The sequence below is a fragment of the Sphingomonas sp. Ant H11 genome, assembly GCF_000797515.1.
Lineage (GTDB): Bacteria > Pseudomonadota > Alphaproteobacteria > Sphingomonadales > Sphingomonadaceae > Sphingomonas.
Genome location: NZ_JSBN01000026.1, coordinates 56,810 through 75,014 on the forward strand (window position 1 = coordinate 56,810; position 18,205 = coordinate 75,014).

General features: G+C 62.4%; 21 protein-coding genes. 14 read left to right on the top strand and 7 right to left on the bottom strand.

Features of this window, described 5'->3' with window-relative positions; translation table 11 throughout:
* Nucleotides 1-15: 15 nt before the first annotated feature.
* A complete protein-coding gene (locus NW75_RS26050; RefSeq protein ID WP_010405760.1) occupies nucleotides 16-747 on the bottom strand; it encodes an ImuA family protein in 732 nt (243 codons plus the stop codon).
* 25 nt (nucleotides 748-772) lie between these two features.
* Between NW75_RS26050 and NW75_RS06375 the strand changes: the two genes are divergently transcribed.
* From NW75_RS06375 to NW75_RS28140, 3 genes are all read left to right on the top strand, one after another.
* Entirely contained in the window at nucleotides 773-1,363 is a 591-nt protein-coding gene (locus tag NW75_RS06375) for a hypothetical protein (RefSeq protein WP_231565000.1), read from the top strand.
* Between the two features lie 73 nt (nucleotides 1,364-1,436).
* Nucleotides 1,437-1,835 (top strand): hypothetical protein, encoded by a 399-nt coding sequence (locus NW75_RS28135; RefSeq protein WP_443024443.1) that lies wholly within the window; start codon nucleotides 1,437-1,439, stop codon nucleotides 1,833-1,835.
* Entirely contained in the window at nucleotides 1,808-2,188 is a 381-nt protein-coding gene (locus NW75_RS28140; RefSeq protein ID WP_443024444.1) for a hypothetical protein, read from the top strand. Before NW75_RS28135 ends, NW75_RS28140 begins: the two co-directional genes overlap by 28 nt.
* Before the next feature lie 102 nt (nucleotides 2,189-2,290).
* Here NW75_RS28140 and NW75_RS26055 read toward each other — a convergent pair whose 3' ends face one another.
* Nucleotides 2,291-2,491 (bottom strand): hypothetical protein, encoded by a 201-nt coding sequence (locus tag NW75_RS26055; protein WP_231565001.1) that lies wholly within the window; start codon nucleotides 2,489-2,491, stop codon nucleotides 2,291-2,293.
* A gap of 12 nt (nucleotides 2,492-2,503) precedes the next feature.
* On the opposite strand from NW75_RS26055, the gene NW75_RS06385 reads away from it, so the two are divergent.
* The 5 genes from NW75_RS06385 (at nucleotide 2,504) to NW75_RS26075 (ending at nucleotide 7,911) form a co-directional block, all read left to right on the top strand.
* Nucleotides 2,504-3,268, top strand: a complete 765-nt coding sequence (locus NW75_RS06385) for a type IV toxin-antitoxin system AbiEi family antitoxin (protein ID WP_231565002.1) — start codon at nucleotides 2,504-2,506, stop codon at nucleotides 3,266-3,268.
* 25 nt (nucleotides 3,269-3,293) lie between these two features.
* Complete coding sequence (locus NW75_RS26060; protein WP_231565003.1) at nucleotides 3,294-5,282, top strand: DNA repair exonuclease; 1,989 nt, start codon at nucleotides 3,294-3,296, stop codon at nucleotides 5,280-5,282.
* A complete protein-coding gene (locus NW75_RS26065) occupies nucleotides 5,279-5,968 on the top strand; it encodes an AAA family ATPase (protein WP_231565004.1) in 690 nt (229 codons plus the stop codon). The genes NW75_RS26060 and NW75_RS26065 overlap by 4 nt, the downstream gene beginning before the upstream one ends.
* Before the next feature lie 76 nt (nucleotides 5,969-6,044).
* Nucleotides 6,045-6,614 carry a hypothetical protein gene (locus NW75_RS26070; RefSeq protein ID WP_231565005.1) on the top strand — a complete coding sequence of 190 codons (570 nt, stop codon included), beginning with the start codon at nucleotides 6,045-6,047 and terminating at the stop codon, nucleotides 6,612-6,614.
* Between the two features lie 238 nt (nucleotides 6,615-6,852).
* Nucleotides 6,853-7,911: an ATP-binding protein gene (locus tag NW75_RS26075; RefSeq protein WP_231565006.1), complete on the top strand. Its 1,059-nt coding sequence runs from the start codon at nucleotides 6,853-6,855 to the stop codon at nucleotides 7,909-7,911.
* 45 nt (nucleotides 7,912-7,956) lie between these two features.
* Here NW75_RS26075 and NW75_RS06405 read toward each other — a convergent pair whose 3' ends face one another.
* The gene (locus NW75_RS06405) at nucleotides 7,957-8,154 is read right to left on the bottom strand and encodes a hypothetical protein (protein ID WP_405131448.1); all 198 of its coding nucleotides are present in this window, start codon (nucleotides 8,152-8,154) and stop codon (nucleotides 7,957-7,959) included.
* A 253-nt stretch (nucleotides 8,155-8,407) separates the two neighbouring features.
* Between NW75_RS06405 and NW75_RS06410 the strand changes: the two genes are divergently transcribed.
* The 5 genes from NW75_RS06410 (at nucleotide 8,408) to NW75_RS06430 (ending at nucleotide 13,566) form a co-directional block, all read left to right on the top strand.
* Nucleotides 8,408-9,025 carry a hypothetical protein gene (locus tag NW75_RS06410; protein ID WP_010405746.1) on the top strand — a complete coding sequence of 206 codons (618 nt, stop codon included), beginning with the start codon at nucleotides 8,408-8,410 and terminating at the stop codon, nucleotides 9,023-9,025.
* 33 nt (nucleotides 9,026-9,058) lie between these two features.
* Nucleotides 9,059-9,904, top strand: a complete 846-nt coding sequence (locus NW75_RS06415) for a restriction endonuclease (protein ID WP_231565008.1) — start codon at nucleotides 9,059-9,061, stop codon at nucleotides 9,902-9,904.
* Between the two features lie 85 nt (nucleotides 9,905-9,989).
* Nucleotides 9,990-10,667 (top strand): vWA domain-containing protein, encoded by a 678-nt coding sequence (locus NW75_RS06420; RefSeq protein ID WP_010405744.1) that lies wholly within the window; start codon nucleotides 9,990-9,992, stop codon nucleotides 10,665-10,667.
* A 91-nt stretch (nucleotides 10,668-10,758) separates the two neighbouring features.
* A complete protein-coding gene (locus NW75_RS06425) occupies nucleotides 10,759-11,277 on the top strand; it encodes a PP2C family serine/threonine-protein phosphatase (protein WP_231565009.1) in 519 nt (172 codons plus the stop codon).
* A gap of 141 nt (nucleotides 11,278-11,418) precedes the next feature.
* The gene (locus tag NW75_RS06430) at nucleotides 11,419-13,566 is read left to right on the top strand and encodes a helix-hairpin-helix domain-containing protein (protein ID WP_010405741.1); all 2,148 of its coding nucleotides are present in this window, start codon (nucleotides 11,419-11,421) and stop codon (nucleotides 13,564-13,566) included.
* A gap of 223 nt (nucleotides 13,567-13,789) precedes the next feature.
* Here NW75_RS06430 and NW75_RS06435 read toward each other — a convergent pair whose 3' ends face one another.
* From NW75_RS06435 to NW75_RS06450, 4 genes are read right to left on the bottom strand one after another with little or no spacing between them, the layout of a single operon-like run.
* The gene (locus NW75_RS06435; protein ID WP_010405740.1) at nucleotides 13,790-14,905 is read right to left on the bottom strand and encodes a hypothetical protein; all 1,116 of its coding nucleotides are present in this window, start codon (nucleotides 14,903-14,905) and stop codon (nucleotides 13,790-13,792) included.
* Nucleotides 14,902-15,795 carry a hypothetical protein gene (locus NW75_RS06440; protein ID WP_137902817.1) on the bottom strand — a complete coding sequence of 298 codons (894 nt, stop codon included), beginning with the start codon at nucleotides 15,793-15,795 and terminating at the stop codon, nucleotides 14,902-14,904. Before NW75_RS06440 ends, NW75_RS06435 begins: the two co-directional genes overlap by 4 nt.
* Nucleotides 15,792-16,757: an MvdC/MvdD family ATP grasp protein gene (locus tag NW75_RS06445; RefSeq protein WP_010405735.1), complete on the bottom strand. Its 966-nt coding sequence runs from the start codon at nucleotides 16,755-16,757 to the stop codon at nucleotides 15,792-15,794. The genes NW75_RS06440 and NW75_RS06445 overlap by 4 nt, the downstream gene beginning before the upstream one ends.
* Nucleotides 16,754-17,293, bottom strand: coding sequence for a hypothetical protein (locus NW75_RS06450; RefSeq protein WP_231565010.1), 540 nt, complete (start codon nucleotides 17,291-17,293; stop codon nucleotides 16,754-16,756). Before NW75_RS06450 ends, NW75_RS06445 begins: the two co-directional genes overlap by 4 nt.
* An 87-nt stretch (nucleotides 17,294-17,380) precedes the next feature.
* Here NW75_RS06450 and NW75_RS06455 point away from each other — a divergent pair, with 87 nt between their 5' ends.
* Nucleotides 17,381-18,196 (top strand): 3'-5' exonuclease, encoded by an 816-nt coding sequence (locus NW75_RS06455; RefSeq protein ID WP_231565011.1) that lies wholly within the window; start codon nucleotides 17,381-17,383, stop codon nucleotides 18,194-18,196.
* Nucleotides 18,197-18,205 lie beyond the last annotated feature (9 nt).

Genomic DNA, 18,205 nt, shown 5'->3' on the forward strand with positions numbered 1-18,205 from the left:
ATTGGATCGTGCCGCTCAGGCGACGAATTTGCGTTCTTCCTGCGCAGCCGGTCGGTCGACCAGTGCGGCAGGAAGAGCGATACGACCCGTCGCATCGCAGCCCTCCACAATCCAGCTGTGCGGATTTCCGCCGCGCACGCGTTCCAGCTCAACCCGCCAGCGTGGTCGCCCCAGGCTCGGAATGCCGAGATCTTCACTTGGGTGAGCCGTTACTCGCCAACGCGTTGCGGCCGCCGTTCCCTCGACGGCCTGTTTAACCCTGGAAGCGCGCCGGAAGACGAAGGCGGCAACGCCCGAACCTTCTGCTGCAAGCTGCAGGCGCTTGGAGGCAGTAGTCGAATATTTCGCCACCTCCCCGACCACCCCGGCAAGGCCTGGTTGGCGCAAACATTCCTCCATCGCGAGGAGCACGTTGGTGTCGCTGCCAGCCTCGACGTGAATTACGCGGTCCGGATGCAGCCCTGCCAGGTGAAGGGCAGGGGCGAAGAGGTCGCGCCAGCGGAGGCACCAAAAAACCGGGCCCTCTACACGCGCGAGAATTCCGGCGAGAAATACGGTAGCGCTCGCCTCATCAGCCAGATCGGTACTGCCCGCGATCTCGTGAAGGGTGCCGGTGGCTATGCCACCGCCTGGCAGGCGACAATCAATGCTCTCGATCCCGAATGGAATGGCGTCGTGTCGCCCATCAGTGCCCTCGATCTGCGCGATGCGCGCACGTAGATCATCAAGGACGGCTGACTCGCGCATAGCATCACAGAGACTCGGAAGGTGATTGACTCGTTCCCTCTTTGTTCTGATGAAGCGCGCCAGAGTCAAGCGTGATGGAGATCGCCTCTCGCGCCGTCGCCGCAACGACCGGCGGAAAGGGGCACATTTCCGACGCGAAAAAATTGTGGAGGTCTCTTGGATAGCGGCCGACGTTGGAATCCGGCAGATTGCTCTGATGAACGATCTTAACGGCAAGTCTATCGCGGAGATGCTCGCGCTCCATGCCGCAATCAACGAGGAACTACGATCGCGCGACGTCTTGCGGTCTGCCAACAATCCGACGGGAGACCTGGCCGAATATCTCTTTTGCACAGCTTTCGGTTGGGAGCAGGAGGCCAATTCGAAGAAGGGGTTCGACGCGGTGGACTCGGACGGCGTCCGCTATCAGATCAAGGGCCGTCGGCTGCACAGGCGCAACAAGTCGCGTCAGATGTCGGCGATCCGGTCGACGGACGGTTTCGATATATTGGCCGGCGTTCTCTTCAACGACGACTTCTGCGTCATTCGCGCGGCGCTGATCCCTGCAAGCGTGGTGTTCGAGAGAACGAGCTTCGTCGATTATACGAAGAGCCATAAATTTTTACCTTCGCGATGATGTGTGGGATGCAGCAGGAGTCAGCGACGTTACCGAGCGCCTCCGTGCCGTCGAGCAAGCCTAGAGACCAAGTGTGGCTAACCTACGTGCCGCCGCGCGAGCGGCCAAGCGGGCCAGAAGTGTCACAGCAGAAAAAACTGACGAAAGACGCACGAACGGGATTCACATTGCCGCAAGCGATGCTAAGATTCATCTTATGTTCCACCAAGCCGACCTTTTTGATGCCGTTGAAGTCGGCCAGGGAGCGCCTGCCAAGAGCCTGAATTTGCCGGCGCTGATCGAACGGATCGCGGATTTCTCGCCGCGACCGCGCTACGCGTTCATGGTCCTCAACCTCATTGCCAAAGCCGCCGGGGGGAACAGCGGTTCAGCGGGCCCCTATGTCGATACCGAGGACGAGTTCGCGTGCCGCTCCGCGATTGGCTGTGCGATTCACTCGTTCCGATGGCAAAGCGCGATGCGCGTCGCCTGATCATCGTCGAAGAGGTCAAAGCATCGCTCGCTGCGCAGGACGCCTTGCCAGAGGACCCAGGGGAGGCAGCAAAGGCGATCGACAACGAGGTTCGTGAGCGGGTCCGGCGCTCTGGTCGGTGCAATGTCAGTCGCGCCGTCTCCGATCTCGTCCGCGCCGGTCTGGTCCGGCGACACTATCAGGGCTACCGTGTAGACCACCATAATCGTGGCGCTCAACGTGAGGCGGTGTACACGATCACTGAGGCAGCCGCGCGGGCCTTTGGTCTCAAAGGGCCTGATACCCCCATCGGATGGGCCTTGTTTCACAGATTTCTCATTTTCAACGGTTTGTTGAAAAGCCCGTTTCAGTGAAATTATTTGCTATTTCAGCCGAATCGTGGTTTCAACGGTTCGGTGAAAGACCCTGTTGGCATCGAACGGCGGGCGGCAGAAGCGCTCGAGGCCTTTCTAGGCTCAATCCCTCAATTCGCCGTCGGCCCAATGACGCTGACTGGCAAGCCAGGCGAGGCTGATCGAGGCGTAGACATCGTCGCTGAAACCGAATTCGCCGGCCGACCGCTCAGGCTCGTGGTCGAGGTCAAAAGCAACGGGCAACCCCGGATTGCGCACCAAGTAGCCTACCAGCTCAAACGGTATCTGGATCAGACTGGCCAAGAGGGCGTGCCGATGTTCATCGCGCCCTATTTATCTGAACAGGCGCAGGCGGCATGTCGCGAGGAAGACATCGCCTATCTTGATTTCCAGGGCAACGCGCGCCTCGTTGTCGATACCATCTTCATCGAGCGCAAGGTCGAAGGGAAACCCGATCCCGAACGACGTTCCCTGCGGACCCTGTTCAAGCCAAAGTCGACCCGGATCCTGCGCGTACTACTGAACGAGCCGCATCGGCCCTGGCGCGTGACCGAGCTTGCTGAAGAAGCCAAGGTCAGTCTCGGGTTGGTCAGCACGATCGGAACCGCCCTGCGCGAACGGGAATGGGCCGACCAGACCGAACAGGGGCTGCGGCTCGTCGATCCTTCCGGTTTGCTGGACGAATGGGCCCGCAACTATGAGCGGCCCAGAGGGGAGGAGGTCCGCCTCTATACCCACCTTCATGGCAAAGCCCTGGTGGAGCGGCTGCGTGATTTAGCGACCGAGCAGGGAAGGGTGGCGCTGGCCTCGTTCAGCGCGGCCGATTGGTACGCGCCCTTCGTTCGCCAGAGCACCAGCTATTTCTACGCAGACGAGAAGGGCCTTGGCACCTTGCAAACAATCCTAAATCTGACTGCACCCGCGAAGGGGGCGAACATTGTCGTGCGCGTCCCCGATGAGGATGGCGTGCTCGAGACGCGCGGACCGTCGCACCGGGGGTCATCGCGACCAGCCCGGTTCAGACCTATCTCGATCTCATGGCGGGCGGCGAGCGCGGCGTCGAAGGGGCAGAACATCTGAAGGACAAGCTTTTGCGGTGGCCTTCATGAACGACGAACCGCAATCGGCCAGAGACTATGACGACCGCACCAGCGCCGCGGTGAAGTCGGTGCTCGTTGAGATCGGCCAGACGCTGGGCAGCTTTCGCGGGAAGTTCGCGGTTATCGGCGGCGCCGTGCCTTGGCTGCTGCTCGAGGACAGCGAGATGCGCCACGTCGGCACCCTCGACATCGATCTCAGTCTCGACGCGCAGGCCTTGGCCGCCGGCGAGGAGTATGTCGCTCTCGTCGATGCCCTCCACGAACAGGGGTACGCACCCCGCGACACGCTCAAATATTTCCAGATGGTCCGGACGGTCCAGCCGAAGGATGACGGACCGCCGATCGATGTGATCGTCGAGTTCCTGCGGCCCTATGACGCCGTGCTGGAAAAGAACCGGCCGCCGCTCACCACCGAATTCGCGACCCAGCGTGCGTCGGGCGCGGAGCTTGCCATTCACTTCCACGAGCTCGTCGCGATCGAAGGCGATATGCCCAAGGGCGGGACCAACAAGGTGATGATCGCTGTCGCCTCGATTCCGGCGCTTCTCGCCATGAAAGGCTTCGCGCTCGACGGCCGATACAAACAAAAAGACGCCTATGACGTCTACTACTCGATCCGGAATTATCCCGGCGGGATCGACGCGCTCGCCGACGATTGCCGCCCGTTGCTCGATCATCAAAGCGGCAAAGACGGCTTTTCGCATGTCGTAGCGAAATTCGACGATCCGGACGCTACGGCCCGACGTGCGTGCGCAATTTCGTCGAAGGCTCCGATATCCTGGACGGCCGAACGCCGGACGAGTGGCAGCAGGATGCCTTTGGTCAGGTCGATGCCTGGGCCCGTGCGATGGGATTGCGATGACACACCGATCTGCGAAGCCACGATGAAGCTCATTCACACAGCCGACTGGCAGCTCGGAAAGCCTTATGGGCGGTTTGAGCCGGAGGTCCGCGCCGCACTTACCGAGGCACGCTTCGATGCCATTGATGCGATTGGCAAGGAGGCAGTTCGCCACGGCGCGGATCACGTCCTGGTCGCCGGCGACGTCTTCGACACCGAGGGACCAGACGACCGCACGATCGTTCAAGCGATCTCCCGAATGGAGCGCCATGCATGCCGGTGGTGGCTCTTGCCCGGCAATCACGATTTTGCGCGTAACGGTGGCCTCTGGGACCGCGTGCGTCACCGCGCAGGTAGCAGCATTACCGTCTTGGCAGAAGCGCAGCCTCACGAGATTGAGCCAGGAATCTGGCTCCTGCCGGCGCCCCTTACGCATCGCCACAATCTCGATGATCCTACCGAGCTCTTCGACAGCATGAAGACACCCGGCAGTCGCATTCGCATTGGCCTCGCGCATGGATCGATCCGCGACTTCGGCACCCAAGGCGAAACCAAGAACCAGATCGCGCCCGACCGCGCCCGTCGCTCGTCCCTCGATTATCTTGCGCTTGGAGACTGGCACGGGACGCTCAATATCGATCCGCGTACCTGGTACGCGGGCACTCCCGAAACCGATCGCTTCCAGCGCGATGAGCCAGGCCAAGTGCTGCTCGTTGATATTGCCGAGGGTCGCGATCCGTCGGTCATCCCGACCCGCACGGGGCGTTTCCAGTGGATCAGGCGAAGCTGGACGGTGAACGACCAAGCCGGTTTCGATGCCGAGTGCGATCAATTGCTGGGATCGATCGATCCCGCGTCCACCCTCCTCGAACTATCGCTGGCCGGAATCACCAGCCTTACGGATCGGGTCGGGATGCTGGGCAGGCTGGAAAACGATGTCGGGCACCGTGTCCGTTATCTCGACGTCCGGTCTGGCGACCTTGTCGGCCGCCCGAGCGAAGACGACCTCGCAAGCCTTTCGGTAGAAGGCATGCTCGGTGTCGCCGCGGCGAAGCTTTCCGCCTCAATCGAAACGGGCGGGCCTGACGGTTTGATTGCCAAGCGTGCCCTGGAGCGCCTCTTCGTCGAATACGGTCGGGAGGACAGAGCATGAGCCTGTACCTGCGCCGTATCGCCATCGACGGCTTCCGCAAGTTTCGGGAGCCGATGGCGATCGAAGGGCTCACCGACGGCCTCAACATTGTCATCGAACCCAATGAGACCGGCAAGTCGACAGTGCTCGAGGCGCTTCGCGCGGCATTTTTCGTTCGCCACGGTACGAAGAACCAGCTTGCCCAATCGTTCGCGCCTTATGGCGAAGCTGTCGGACCGGAGATTCAGGTTTCGTTCGATGCCGATGGCGCACCATGGACGGTAACCAAGCGCTTCCTGCGCGGCGCATCGATCGAGGTCACCGGTCCACAGGGCAAGGCACAGGGCGAAGAAGCAGAAGCTCGCCTGCACGCGCTTCTGGGCTCGGTGCGCGACACCAGTCAAAAGGGCGACGCCGGCACATACGGCGCGCTCGGACTTCTTTGGGTCGCACAAACGGAGGCGCTCGCGGTCACCGGACCAGGGCAGATCGTGCGTGACACAGTCCGATCGACCCTGGAAGCGGAGGTTGGCTCGATCATGGGAGGCCCCGCGTACGCGCGCGTCCGATCAAGGATCGACGAGCAATACGGGCGATACTGGTCCCCCACGGGACAAAAAACGCGGGCGACAAAACGAAGCCCGAGAGCGCGTCGAACAGGCCGAAGCGGCCGCTCGCGACGCCGCCGAACGTCTCGCTGGGCTTGAGAGGACGTTCTCCGAACTCGAAAGTGCGCGCTCCAGACTGAAGATCGTTCACCGCGAGATCGCGGACGACACAGACGTGCAAGCGCGGAAGGATCTCACTGCCTCTCTCGAGACGGCGCGCGCAGCTGCGCAAATCCTCGCGACGCGGCGGGCCGAGCATGAGGCCATCAGCGCGAAGACGCGCAACCTTGAAGATCTCGTCGATCGTCATCGGAAGGCGACCGACGAACGCACCAGCGCTGAACTCGCGCTTGAGGCTGCGCGCTCACGCCGCGCCGAAGTCCGCGAGGGCTTGGCCACGGCGCAGCAACGGCTTGCTGATGCGCGCAGCGCCTTAGAAGCCGCGCGCACCTCCCGCCAGGAAGCCCGCCGTGCCCTCAGCGCGGGCGAGGAGCTCTTGCGCGCGTCGCGCCGTCGAAGCGCGGTGTCGGCGGCACGCGCGCGGCACGCCGAGTTGGTTGACCTAGAGCGGCTTCAGGTAGAGGCCGCAGCACTCACTGCGACGCTGATTCCCGCCAAGGCGATGGAAGCGATCGAGGCCAACGAACGGCTCGTAGCTGAGGCGCGCGCGGCGCTCGCCGCAGGTGCGACGCGGATTGCCTTGTCGGGGACGCTGACGGCATATCGATCGATGGCGAACCGATGACGCTCGGCGAGCGAACTCTGTCGGGTGAGACCCGCCTCCGGTTCGGCAATGCCGAGCTGATTATCACGCCGCCGGCCGGGGCGGCGAGCGCGAGGGAGCGCTCTCCTCGGCGCTGGAGCGACAAAAGTCTGCGTTGGGAGAGCTCGGGCTGGCGAGCTTGGAGGAGGCGCGCTCGCGCAACGATACCGCGCGAGATGCCGTAGCCGAGTTACGCACGATCGCGGCGCGCATCTCGGCCGTGACGCCGGCCGATGACGTTATCGGGCTCGCTGCCGGCCCCGATGCGCTCAAGCTCTTCATCGCTGAAATGAACGACGAGAGTGAGACCGTCGAAGCCGACATCCCGGATATCACGCTCCTCACTGCCCGGCTCGAAGATGCCGACACCGCTTTAGCGCGGGCCGAAGGTTCGCAGGAAGGCGCAGTTGAGGCTCTCCGCCGGGTCGAACAAGAGGATGCGCCGCTCGCTGGCGCGGAAGCGGGCGCGACCAGCACGCTCGCCAACGCAAACAACCAGATCGAGACGATCGAGAGCCGCCCGGAATTCCCGACCCTGACGGCAGACGTCGCTCGGGCCCGCGAGCAGACGGCTGAAGCAGCAGTGAAGCTTGAGGATGCCACCCGGGACGCGACCGCGCACGATCCTGCGGCGATCACGCGCAGGATCGAGACAATCGATGCGCGGCTGAAGGCGGCGGGGGAGGCTCGTGCAAAACTCGAGATGGACGTCGCGCGGCTGGAGGGGACCATCGAGAGTGAGGGCGGGAAGGGACTTGCTGACAGAGAGGCAGGGGCCCGGGAAGAGGCAGAGGCGGCACGTGCGGCTCTTCAGCGGATCACCGAGGAGGCCGACACGCTGAAGCTCTTACGCGACACCCTCGACGAAGCGCGCGATGAGACATCGGCGAAATTCGTGGGGCCGGTCGCGAAGCGAGCGAAACGCCATATCGAGCGGCTGTTGCCTGGCTGCGATCTGAGCTTTTCTGAAGACCTCACCCTGGAAGCCATCGTACGCGGCGGGATCAGCGAAGGGTGCGGCGATCTGTCGCGCGGCACACAGGAACAACTGGCGGTGCTGACGCGGATCGCATTTGCGGACATGCTATTGGAGCAAGGCCGCCCGGTATCCCTGATCTTGGACGACCCGCTCGTCTATGCCGATGATGCGCGGCTCGACCTAATGGTCGAGATTTTGATCGAGGCGGCCGAGAGGATGCAGGTCGTTATACTGACCTGCCGCGATCGCGCGTTTCGCCATGTCCCCGGCAATCGGGTGAGCATGGTAAGCTCCGGATAGGCCTGGGCATCGACGTAACGACCGCGATCCTAAGCGGTGCGCCGGTCATCGGTCAGTGTGTGGTGCTCGTCCCTCGTCGAAAAGACGCTGGATCCGGTCGGGCATCTGCAGCAGCTTCACGGCTGCGGCCAAAATCGCCTCGGGCTCGCTCGGGAAGGCCTCGGCCGAGCTTATCGAAACCCCTCCCGAGAAGGTGATTGTTGCCTGAAACCCATTACCCTTGGGCGTGGCGGTCAACCGAATATCCACGTTTGTCCTCCAAGGCGCTTTACGAGAGCTTGAGGGTTGCGAATCCTGTCACAAAAGAGCACATATCAAACATGGCGACCACAGCTTCCTCATCGACCAGCAAAAGTACCAACACCGGTGCCAAAAAGCTTGGCCGCAGCGCAGTGACTGGCCAATTCGTGCTCGCGCCTGCAAGCAAGGGTGGCAAGATCACGATCGCGAAGGCCCGGTCGGCTGCAAATACTGTCTATAGTTCGAAGAAATAGGCTTGGCACCGGCGCGGCTGTCCACGGACGATGTTTTTATAAACTGTCCCTTCGACCCAGACTTCAAGCCAATTTTCCAAGCCCTGATATTCACAATCTTTGCTTGCGGCTTTCGCCCACGCTCCGCGCGGGAACTCGACGACGGAGGGCAGACCCGTATCGAGAAGCTATACGGTCTCATCCAGGAATGCCGCTACGGGATCCATGATCTCTCACGAACCGAGCTGGATGACGACCACAAGCTTCCGCGCTTCAATATGCCGCTTGAGTTGGGACTCTTCCTCGGCGCCAAGCGCTATGGCAACACCGCTCAGCACGACAAGCGGCTGCTCATCCTCGATATCGAGCGTTTTCGCTATCAGAAGTTCATCTCCGATCTCGCCGGGATGGACATCCACGAGCATGGTGGCAAAGCGGAGGCTGCCATCCGCGAGACGCGAGATTGGCTTGCAAACGTTTCCCGGCGCCAGATCCCTAGCGGCGACAAGATCGTCCGGCTGTACGAGCAATTTACTGCCGATCTTCCTGCGCTCGCCGCAGCGTTGGAGTTTGCTCCCGCCAAGATACCCTATGTCGATTTCGAACGTATCGTTGTCGGCTGGCTGACCCGGGACGCCTGACCGATGAGCTCCATCGTTCCCGCCGAACTGACTATGATCGACGAGGTCCTGCGCGGCGAAAGCAAGGGCTACATTCTCGACTTTTCAAATAGCACTATGCGGGAGTTCTTCACTCTCGAGTTCGACGTCGATCTATATAGCGATGACTACGCGACGGAGGGGACCTCTAAGGCCAGCCGGCTGCGATCGTTTCTGAAGCAAGTTGATGACACTTCCGCCGCGCGAGTCCTGACCCGCCTCTTGGCATATCGGGGGGCGATGCCGGCGCCTATGCGAAGTGAGATCAGACCGCTGGGTGAAGGGCAGCTTCTGGCGCTCATCAAGCGGCTTGAGCGCGGTGACGGCTCGGCCGGCACGGCGCCCAGACCCATCTTCAATCGCAACCAATATGAAGAGCTGCGTGACGAGCTCAACAGGCTTTGGGGTCTTGATCCTCGTCCTCGTGGATATGCGTTCGAGACTTACCTAAAGCGTCTCTTCGACACCTTTCATCTCAACGCCCGCGCCCCTTTCACGCTCGTCGGGGAGCAAATCGACGGCAGCTTCCAGCTCGGTCATGAAACCTACCTTCTGGAGGCGAAGTGGCAGAAGGACCCAATCGGTGTGCTCGAGCTCCACGGCTTCCACGGAAAGGTCGAGCAAAAGGCATCTTGGTCACGCGGGCTCTTTGTCAGCTTCGGGGGCTTCACGAATGTTGGCCTGCAGGCATTCGGGCAGGCTGCGAAACGTGTCATCTGCATGGATGGGCAAGACATTTACGAAGCCCTCGATCGGAATATCCCAATAGACGTGGTGCTTGAACGCAAGGTGCGGCACGCTGCTGAAACTGGGCTCCCGTTCGCGATGCTTCGTCAGCTCTTTCCGCTTCCGCACGGGTAGGTGATCATGCCTAGCGTTTAGATTGGGCCGACTGTGCCGCTGTGGCTAAAACAACAGCAATGATTAGTCTGGGGGACATTGAGTCGTGGATGATTTCGAACAACAGCCGTTTGCCGACGCCGAGTTTGCCGAGAACCCGGAGCAACGCTGCCCCTGCGTCCTCCTGATTGATACTTCGTCCTCGATGCGCGGTGCGCCGATCGACCAGCTCAACCAAGCTCTGATCGAATTTAAGGAAGAGCTGATCGGCGACGCCATGGCGGCGAAGCGGGTTGAGCTTGCCATTGTCACCTTTGGGCCGGTCCAGACGCGAACCGACTTTACGACGGTCGACGGCTGGTATCCGGAGGCATTTGAAGCGAACGGCGTCACGCCGCTCGGAGAGGCCGTGGTTACAGCCCTCGACCTTCTGCGGGCGCGAAAAGATCGGTACCGTGAGAACGGCATCAAATATTACCGGCCTTGGGTGTTCCTTATCACCGATGGCGCTCCCACGGACGATTGGAAGGAAGCAAAGCGCCGCGTCCATGAGGGTGAGGAGCGCAAGGAATTCATGTTTTACTCGGCCGCTGTCGAGGGAGCCGACATGTCAGTCCTGTCCCAGCTCGCCACGCGTGCGCCACTCAAGCTTCGCGGTCTCGCGTTCCGCGAACTTTTCCAGTGGCTCTCGAGCTCGCTGAGCGCCGTGTCGCAGTCCAATCCTGGCGACGCCGTGCCGCTTGCCAACCCTACGGCACCGGACGGCTGGGCCGTTGCCGGCTGATCCAGGACGGTGGCGGTGGGCCGCGGCCTCAAGGATCGGAACGTCGCACCTTAAAGCCGGAACGCGGAAGCAGGACGCCTATACCGTCAAGGTGTCAGGCCCTGATACGTTGTGCGTTGTGGTGTCGGACGGAGCGGGCAGCTCGAGTCACGGCGGCGAGGGCGCTTCCCTCGTCTGCCGCATGCTGTCGACCGCTATCTGCGACTGGACCGCGAACCACGGCGGGCTGCCGCCCGACGATCAAATTCACGAGTGGCTCGATACCGTCAGGGACAGGCTTGCGTCGGTAGCAGAGAAGCGGGGTCTCACGAAGCGCCAGTTCGCATCTACCCTGATTGCCCTTTTGGTCTTTGGCGAAGAACTGCTGGCACTTCAGATCGGGGACAGCGCCTTGGTCGCGCGGAAGGCAGGGCAGTGGGAGGCGATCTGCTGGCCCGAAAATGGCGAGTTTGCCGCCACCACTTACTTCGTGACAGACGATCCGGAACCGCGCCTGCAGATCACTCGCCGGACTGCTGGCGACTACGACGCGTTCGCCGCATTCTCCGACGGCATCGACAGCATAGCGTTGCACCATGCAAACCAGGAGCCGCACGCGCGCTTTTTTTGATCCGATGATCAAACCGGTTGACCAAGCGGCGGAGCGTGGGAGGCTGGCCAGCCTCTCGGCAGCTTTAGGGCGCTACCTCGACGGTCCTGCCATCTGCGATCGCACCGACGACGATAAGACGCTGGTATTGGTATCGCGGCATTGACCCAGCCGGCGATCAAGATTGATGGCCGGCCATTTGCGCTGGGCAAGCGGATCGGGAAAGGGGGCGAAGGCGAAGTCTTTGCTGTCGAGAACAAGCCCGACGGCGCGGTGAAAATCTACAAGGACGAGCTGCGGGCGAAACGCGAACCGAAGGTGCGAGCGATGGTGCTTGCCGACCTTGCCGACACCACGAAATTGGTGGCGTTCCCGGCCGCGATCGCGACCGATGGCAAAGGCGGTTTCCTCGGTTTCCTGATGCGCCTCGTATCTGGCTACCGGCCAATCCATGAACTCTACGGCCCCAAATCTCGCAAGGCTCATTTCCCAAAAGCCGATTACCGCTTCCTCGTGCGCGCGGCCCTCAACGTGTCCAACGCGGTGGTGAAGGTCCATCAGAGCGGCTGCGTCATCGGTGACTTCAACCACTCGGGTGTTCTTGTATCGAACGAGGCGACCGTCTCGCTCATTGACGCCGACAGCTTTCAATACTCCAGAGACGGAAAGCTGTTTCCTTGCGTGGTCGGCGTACCTGATTTCACACCACCCGAACTGCACGGCGCCGACCTTTCGACTATCCGACGCACGGAAGCGCATGACAATTTTGGCTTGGCGGTGGCTATCTTCCACCTCCTCGCAATGGGAAAGCACCCCTACGCCGGCCGCTTCGCTGGCGGTGACATCTCGATGAGCGACGCGATTGCACAGCATCGCTTTGCCTTTTCACAGCTCCGTACGTCCGAGACGCGGACCACACCGCCGCCTGGATCGGTGAGCTTGAAGGACTTCCCGCCGCAGATCGCCGCTGCATTTGAAGCGGCCTTTGGTCGAAATCCGGCGGCGCGGCCAAGCGCGGCAACTTGGGCGACCCTGATGAAGGAACTTGAGCAGGCGTTAAGCCACTGCGGAAAGGTTCGAACCCACTATTATCCTTCAGCGGCGTCATCCTGCCTATGGTGCCGTGTCGCCGGCCGATCCGGGGTCGATATGTTCCCCGACCTGCTTGGCCCCACCCCGCAGATCGCACCCGGTGGGTCGTTCGACATAGAGCGGATCGCGGCGCAGTTTGCGGCGATCAAGCTGCCTGATCCGGCCTCCCTACTCCCAACTTGGTCCGGTCAGATCACGACCGCGAGTGAGGCCGTCGCCGCGGCCAACCGCGCGAGCATGGGCCATCGGGCCTTGGGCGCTATAGCCCTGATCGCCGCCGTCGGCGGCTTTCTGGCAGCCGTCAATTTCGCGATCGTGTGGATCGGCATCGGCATCTTCGGCCTCATCAGGTTCTTCGGCGGCCCTGTTGAACAGGCACCGTTCAAGACGGCATACAGCGACGCGGATAACCGGGTTCGCTCACTGCAGCAGGGGTTCGTCGATCGGCTCGGCCTCAGCGAACTCGTCACGGTCAAAGCCGACGTTGAGACCTGGATCCGAGCGTATCGCAACCTCGACCACGACCTCGCGCAAAATATCCAAAAACTGAAGGCCTCGCGTGAGACGCGGAAGCGGGAGGAGTATCTTGATCGTTTTCTCATCCGGCGTGCCCGCATCGCCGGCATTGGCGCGGCCAAAACGGCGACCCTGGCATCCTATGGGATTGAGACCGCCGCAGACATCAAGTCGAACGCCGTGCGCGCGGTGCCCGGCTTCGGTGAGGCGATGACGGCGAAGCTGCTAGCATGGCGCAAGACGCACGAAGACAGATTTACCTACAACTCGACTCCAGACGCCTCCGACGTACAAGCTGAGAATGCTGTTCGCGCTAATTGGGCTGCAAAGCGCAACGATCTCCAAACCAAGATACGCTCGGCATTAGCCGCGCTTCAGACAGGCCCGCAGCAGATTACGACGCGTGCGCGGAACGGCGATCCTGCTCTGCTCGACGCACTCGCAAAGCGCGCCCAGGCGGCGCACGATCTCAAGACGCTTGGACTTCCCGTACCGGCTGCTGTGCCTTTTACAGTCAAGGCCCGGCAGGCTCCATCCCCGGGTACGCCGCCTCGCCCAGCACCGACAGGGATCGCAGCTGCGCCGAGCTGCCCGCAGTGCGGATCGTCGATGCGGCGACGGACTGCTCGGAAAGGCCATCGCGCGGGCAACCAATTTTGGGGGTGCACCCGCTATCCGACATGCCGGGGCACCCGGAATTGAACGTCATGCAAGCCGTTCAAAATGGTTCGGAGCGAACCTCTTCGATGCGCATCAGCTGGCGTTCGTCCAGAACCGAGACCTTCTCAGCTATTATGATCTCGCCGCGGGACCTCTGATTCGTCGGCCAACGCGAACCTCGTGATCGGACAGATGGTCCAACGACAGATAAGATCGCGAGCCGGTCATGTCACGGCACATGATCGACACGCTGAATCAAGGCGCGTCAGTCGACAATGGCTTCGAACACGCTGGCTCTCTTCACGGTCCCGAAAAGCCCACTCAGCTCGGTCTCCTTGGACTTGACCCGCCGAAAGTCTTCAAGGGTGCGCTTATCGACGAACAGGACGTCGGTGTAGGCGGCCAACACGGCGAGGTGCTGGTCGTGAACGTCGCTGCCGGGCCGAGTGGGGCGCTCCTGCCCGTGGCGCTTCAGCGCATCGGCGATACGCCAGCTCGGGAGTCTCTGCATGCTCACGCGCTTCAGGCGCTCGAAGTGGATGCCCGCCTTCTCCGCGACGAGACGCAGATGCGACCGAAACGTCCCCAGTTCCGACAGTTCCGCGACGGTGCACTCGTCCCGGATTTCGTGCTCGTCGATCCCCTGCCTGCCGTAGGTGTCCACGAGGAGCTGGCGGACCGTCACGTCCTCCGCAGGCATCTCCTGCATGACGCGCAGGACGAAGTCGTTCGCCATCTCGAACGCCTCGGCGTCGCTCCGGCGCGGGTCGGCCGCCTTGGCGCGGAAAAAAGCGTTGCGGTGGGTCATGGCCATTACCTTCTGCCGATCGGCAGGCGCGCGGATCTCCTGCTTGCACAGCTGCCCAACCGTCTGCCCCTCGTCCATCGTCCGCATGCCTGAGAGAGCCGAGACCATTCCTATGTGCTGGCGCCTCTCCCTCATGAGCGGACGCGCGACGTCCCAGACCCAGCCGTCCTCTCCGACGGCAGCGACGCCAGTTCCGGTCGTCAGCAGGCGGGATCGCACGTGATCGCGCACCTCCGCCACGGTCTGGCAGCCGGAATCGTACGCGATTGCCTCGGCCGCTAGGATATCGACGATCCCGCCCAAGCCACGCTCGCCCGGCATCCGCATCCACGCCATCATCGGAAGCGACTGGAGATACGCCACCCGCGCGCTGGCGTTCGCCGGATCGTCTACGACGAGCAGCTCCTCCAGATGATGCCAGGAGAGGAACGGGATGCGCCCCTGCTCGAGCAGACGCTGGTGCAGATCTCGGGCCACCTGGCCCTTGGGCGATGTGGGCCTAATGGCGGCGTCGATCCAATCGGCCCAGTGCGACGTGTCCGGCGCGATGATCGCGGCCGTCAGGAGGGTCATGGGACTTTAGCTCCGTCCTGAGGCACAGGCGCGATCTTAAGGGTCGGAGTGGTTCCGGCAGTGGGACACGACTTCGTCGGCGACGGATCGACGCGTCTACGATCCGTCCGCGGCTTGACCGGCCGGCGTGGCCGCGCCTCGGAGATGACAGTACCATCGGTCGGCCCGCCGGACGGCCTCACGGGCTGAGCGATCGTGCATTTCAGTTCGAACGGAACGCTAGCCGCCGGCTTCTGGACGATGACGACCTTCGGGGCGGGTGGCTCCTGCGCGGCGTTGCGAAAGCCCATCGCGTAGAACAGCGGATCGAGCAGCAGGAGCAGGATGAATATCCCGAACGCCCGGAGCAAGTGCTCGTGCGTGACCAGGATGCGCGTGACCTTCTCGTTGACCACGTCCCGCGAGTTACGTGTCGCCAGCAGTGTGCCGCGGGTCAGCTTGCGAAGGGGATTCGGCGTCTGCCAAGCGGCCACGAGCTCGGGCTCCCCGAGCTTTTGGAAACCCCGGACCTGCAGGGTCTTGAAGGCGTTGAACCCGGCTCCCGCCACGTAGACCGTCGCCAACGCGAGCACGAACAGCCGCGCCGCGTCCGGTGCCGGTCCTGCCTTCTTCTCCCAATTGGCCGCCTGCAGCGTGATGATGACCGGAACCAGCGCCGCCAGCACCGCGAGGTAGGTCGTCGCCTTGCCCTCAGCCGTGCGGACCCTCTCCATCTCGGCCGCCGCTACCTTCTGCGCCTCATCGAGCGCCCGTTCCTCGTTCGAGTTCCAGACGGCCGCCCGGATTGCAGCGCGATCCTGCTGAAGCCGTTGCGCCTCAGCGGTCTTCTGTGCCGGAGTGAGCGGCTCGATGTACGGGAAGACCGCACTGGCAATCGAATGCCAGGTCACGTCGATGAGCCTGCGCAAAGGGCATCGACGATCGCGGCCGACACCGGGGCGCCCGTTCGCTGCTCGATCCAGGCCCACTGCCCGTTCGGGTTGGCCTCCAGGAACCAGAAGCGGCCATCCGGATCTTCGATGAGGTCGATCGCGGCAAACCGCAGGCCGAGGTCGCGTGTGACCGAGATGCAGGCGGAAGCCACATCAACCGGCAGTTCCATGGCCTCGTGGTCAAGATCCCCGCGAACGGCCTTCCGCCAGTCGACCTGTGTCTCGTCATAGGCTTGGGACAGTATGCGGGTCGCGAAGGCTCGGTCGTCCACCACGAGCAATCGGATGTCCGACCGCTTCGAAATCTCCCGCTGCAGGATCATCGGCGCACGCCGAAAACCGTCGGCGTCGGCCGCATCAAGCGCATCCACCCGGCTGGTGAAGACGACACTGCCGATCTCGCCGTCGTTGATGAGGGCGTGCCGAAGAGGCTTCGCCACCATAGGCCCCTCTGCGAGGAAGGCGCGGGCATGCCCGAACGCATTCGTGACGAGTGTGCCAGGGATCTGGAGCCCGACGCGGCGGGCGGCGGCGAGCTGCCTCGGCTTGTCTTCGGCGCGCAGGATAGAGAACGGAGAGTTCAGCCACCGCCCCTCAAGTGCGTTCCAGAGGCTCCGGACTATCGCCGACCATTCCGCAACGACGTACTCGGCGACGGCGTCGCTCCCACTAACCTCGATATTGCCCGGCCGGCGATAGTAGGCGCCCGTCACATCCGCGAGGGACAGGTCACCGCACGGTCCGGTCAGCGTGAGGTTCGAAGGGTCGCCATCCACCATCGCGATCTCATGCTGCGGCAGGTCTTCGGTATTCAGGCGGATGAAGCGCATGCCGCGTCGGCGCATCTCCATGACGACGTAGTCGGTCGTCACGTCGCGCTTGTTGGTTACGAGGAGGATCAATCCGGAAAGCGCGCTCACCAATATGGCGCTACCGCTTCGTCGTCCCGCTCCTGTTGGACCTCGGTCTTTGTTTGCAACTCGGGCAGGCACAGGGACGCGTCCTCGTCGTCCACCTCCTGTCGGACGCGCGTCCCGGTGCTCGTCTCCAGCACCCCGAAGCGCGACGGATCGTCGTCGTCCACCTCGACCTGCGTCATGGTCTTGCTCTGCGTCACGACCAGCCCACCGCCGGCGACCTCGATGATCGGCACGGCACCGTCCTCGCCGTCCACAACCCAGACCCCCAGCTCGGACGAATAGCGACCCGGCATCTCGGCGTCGGCGGACCTCGGCGTGGCGAAGCGAAGCAGGAACGGTTCGGCGGACGTAATTGGAGAATGAACGGTCATCGGCATCGATCCAGTGGCGGTGTCGTGGATCAGGAACATATAGGGAAGATTGAGGACTAGAGGAAGTGTTTCAACAATCATTCCGCAAATGAAACCACCGTTACGGAACTGCCAATATCCGTAAGGATGACAGCACTTGGACATCATCGACTGGCGTGCGGTCAAGTGGAGCGCTAAGTCGAAGCATCAAAAGGTGTCACCCACTATCTGAGCACTGCCCTTCGGCCTACAGCTTTGATAGGGACAGAGCCCATGAGCGACACCGCCCCCGATCTGGCAGATTTGGCCAACCTTCTTAGCGCGAGTGACAACTATCGCGTCCAGCGACGCCTCATGCCGCGCTCGACGGTTACGCCACCTGACGGCACGCCGACCAAGACGGCGCTCCTCATCGATGTGGAGACGACCGGCCTTGATCTCCAGAAGGACGAGATCATCGAGTTGGCGATGATTTCTTTTACTTATTCCCTCGACGGCCGGGTTTTCGAGATCGGCGAGACATTCCAGCGGTTCCAAGAGCCCAGTGCTCCGATCTCTCCTGAGATCACCCGGATCACGGGGATCACCGACGCCATGGTGGCGGGCCATACGATAGACGTGGCTGAGGTCGCCGCCTTCGCCAGGCCGGCCGCGCTCGTGATCGCCCACAATGCCGGATTCGATCGCCGCTTTGCGGAGCGTCTCAGCGACGTTTTCGCTACGAAGGCATGGGCGTGCTCGATGTCCCAAATCGACTGGGCGGCCGAAGGCTTTGAAGGCACTAAGCTCCATTATCTCGCGGCGGGCGCAGGCTTTTTCTACGATCGGCACCGGGCGGAGCATGATTGCCGCGCCGTGATCGAACTGCTCGCCTCGGACCTTCCGGTGTCCAACAGGACGGCGCTTGCGATCCTGCTTGACCGGGCGCGCCAGCCCACCTGGCGCATCTGGGCCGAAAATTCACCCTATGACCTGAAGGATGCGCTCAAAGCGCGCGGATACCGCTGGAACGGTGATGGCAATCCAAATCCGCGCGCTGGTACGTCGATGTCGACGATGCCCGGCGCGAAGCGGAGATCAGCTTCCTGAGAAAGGAGA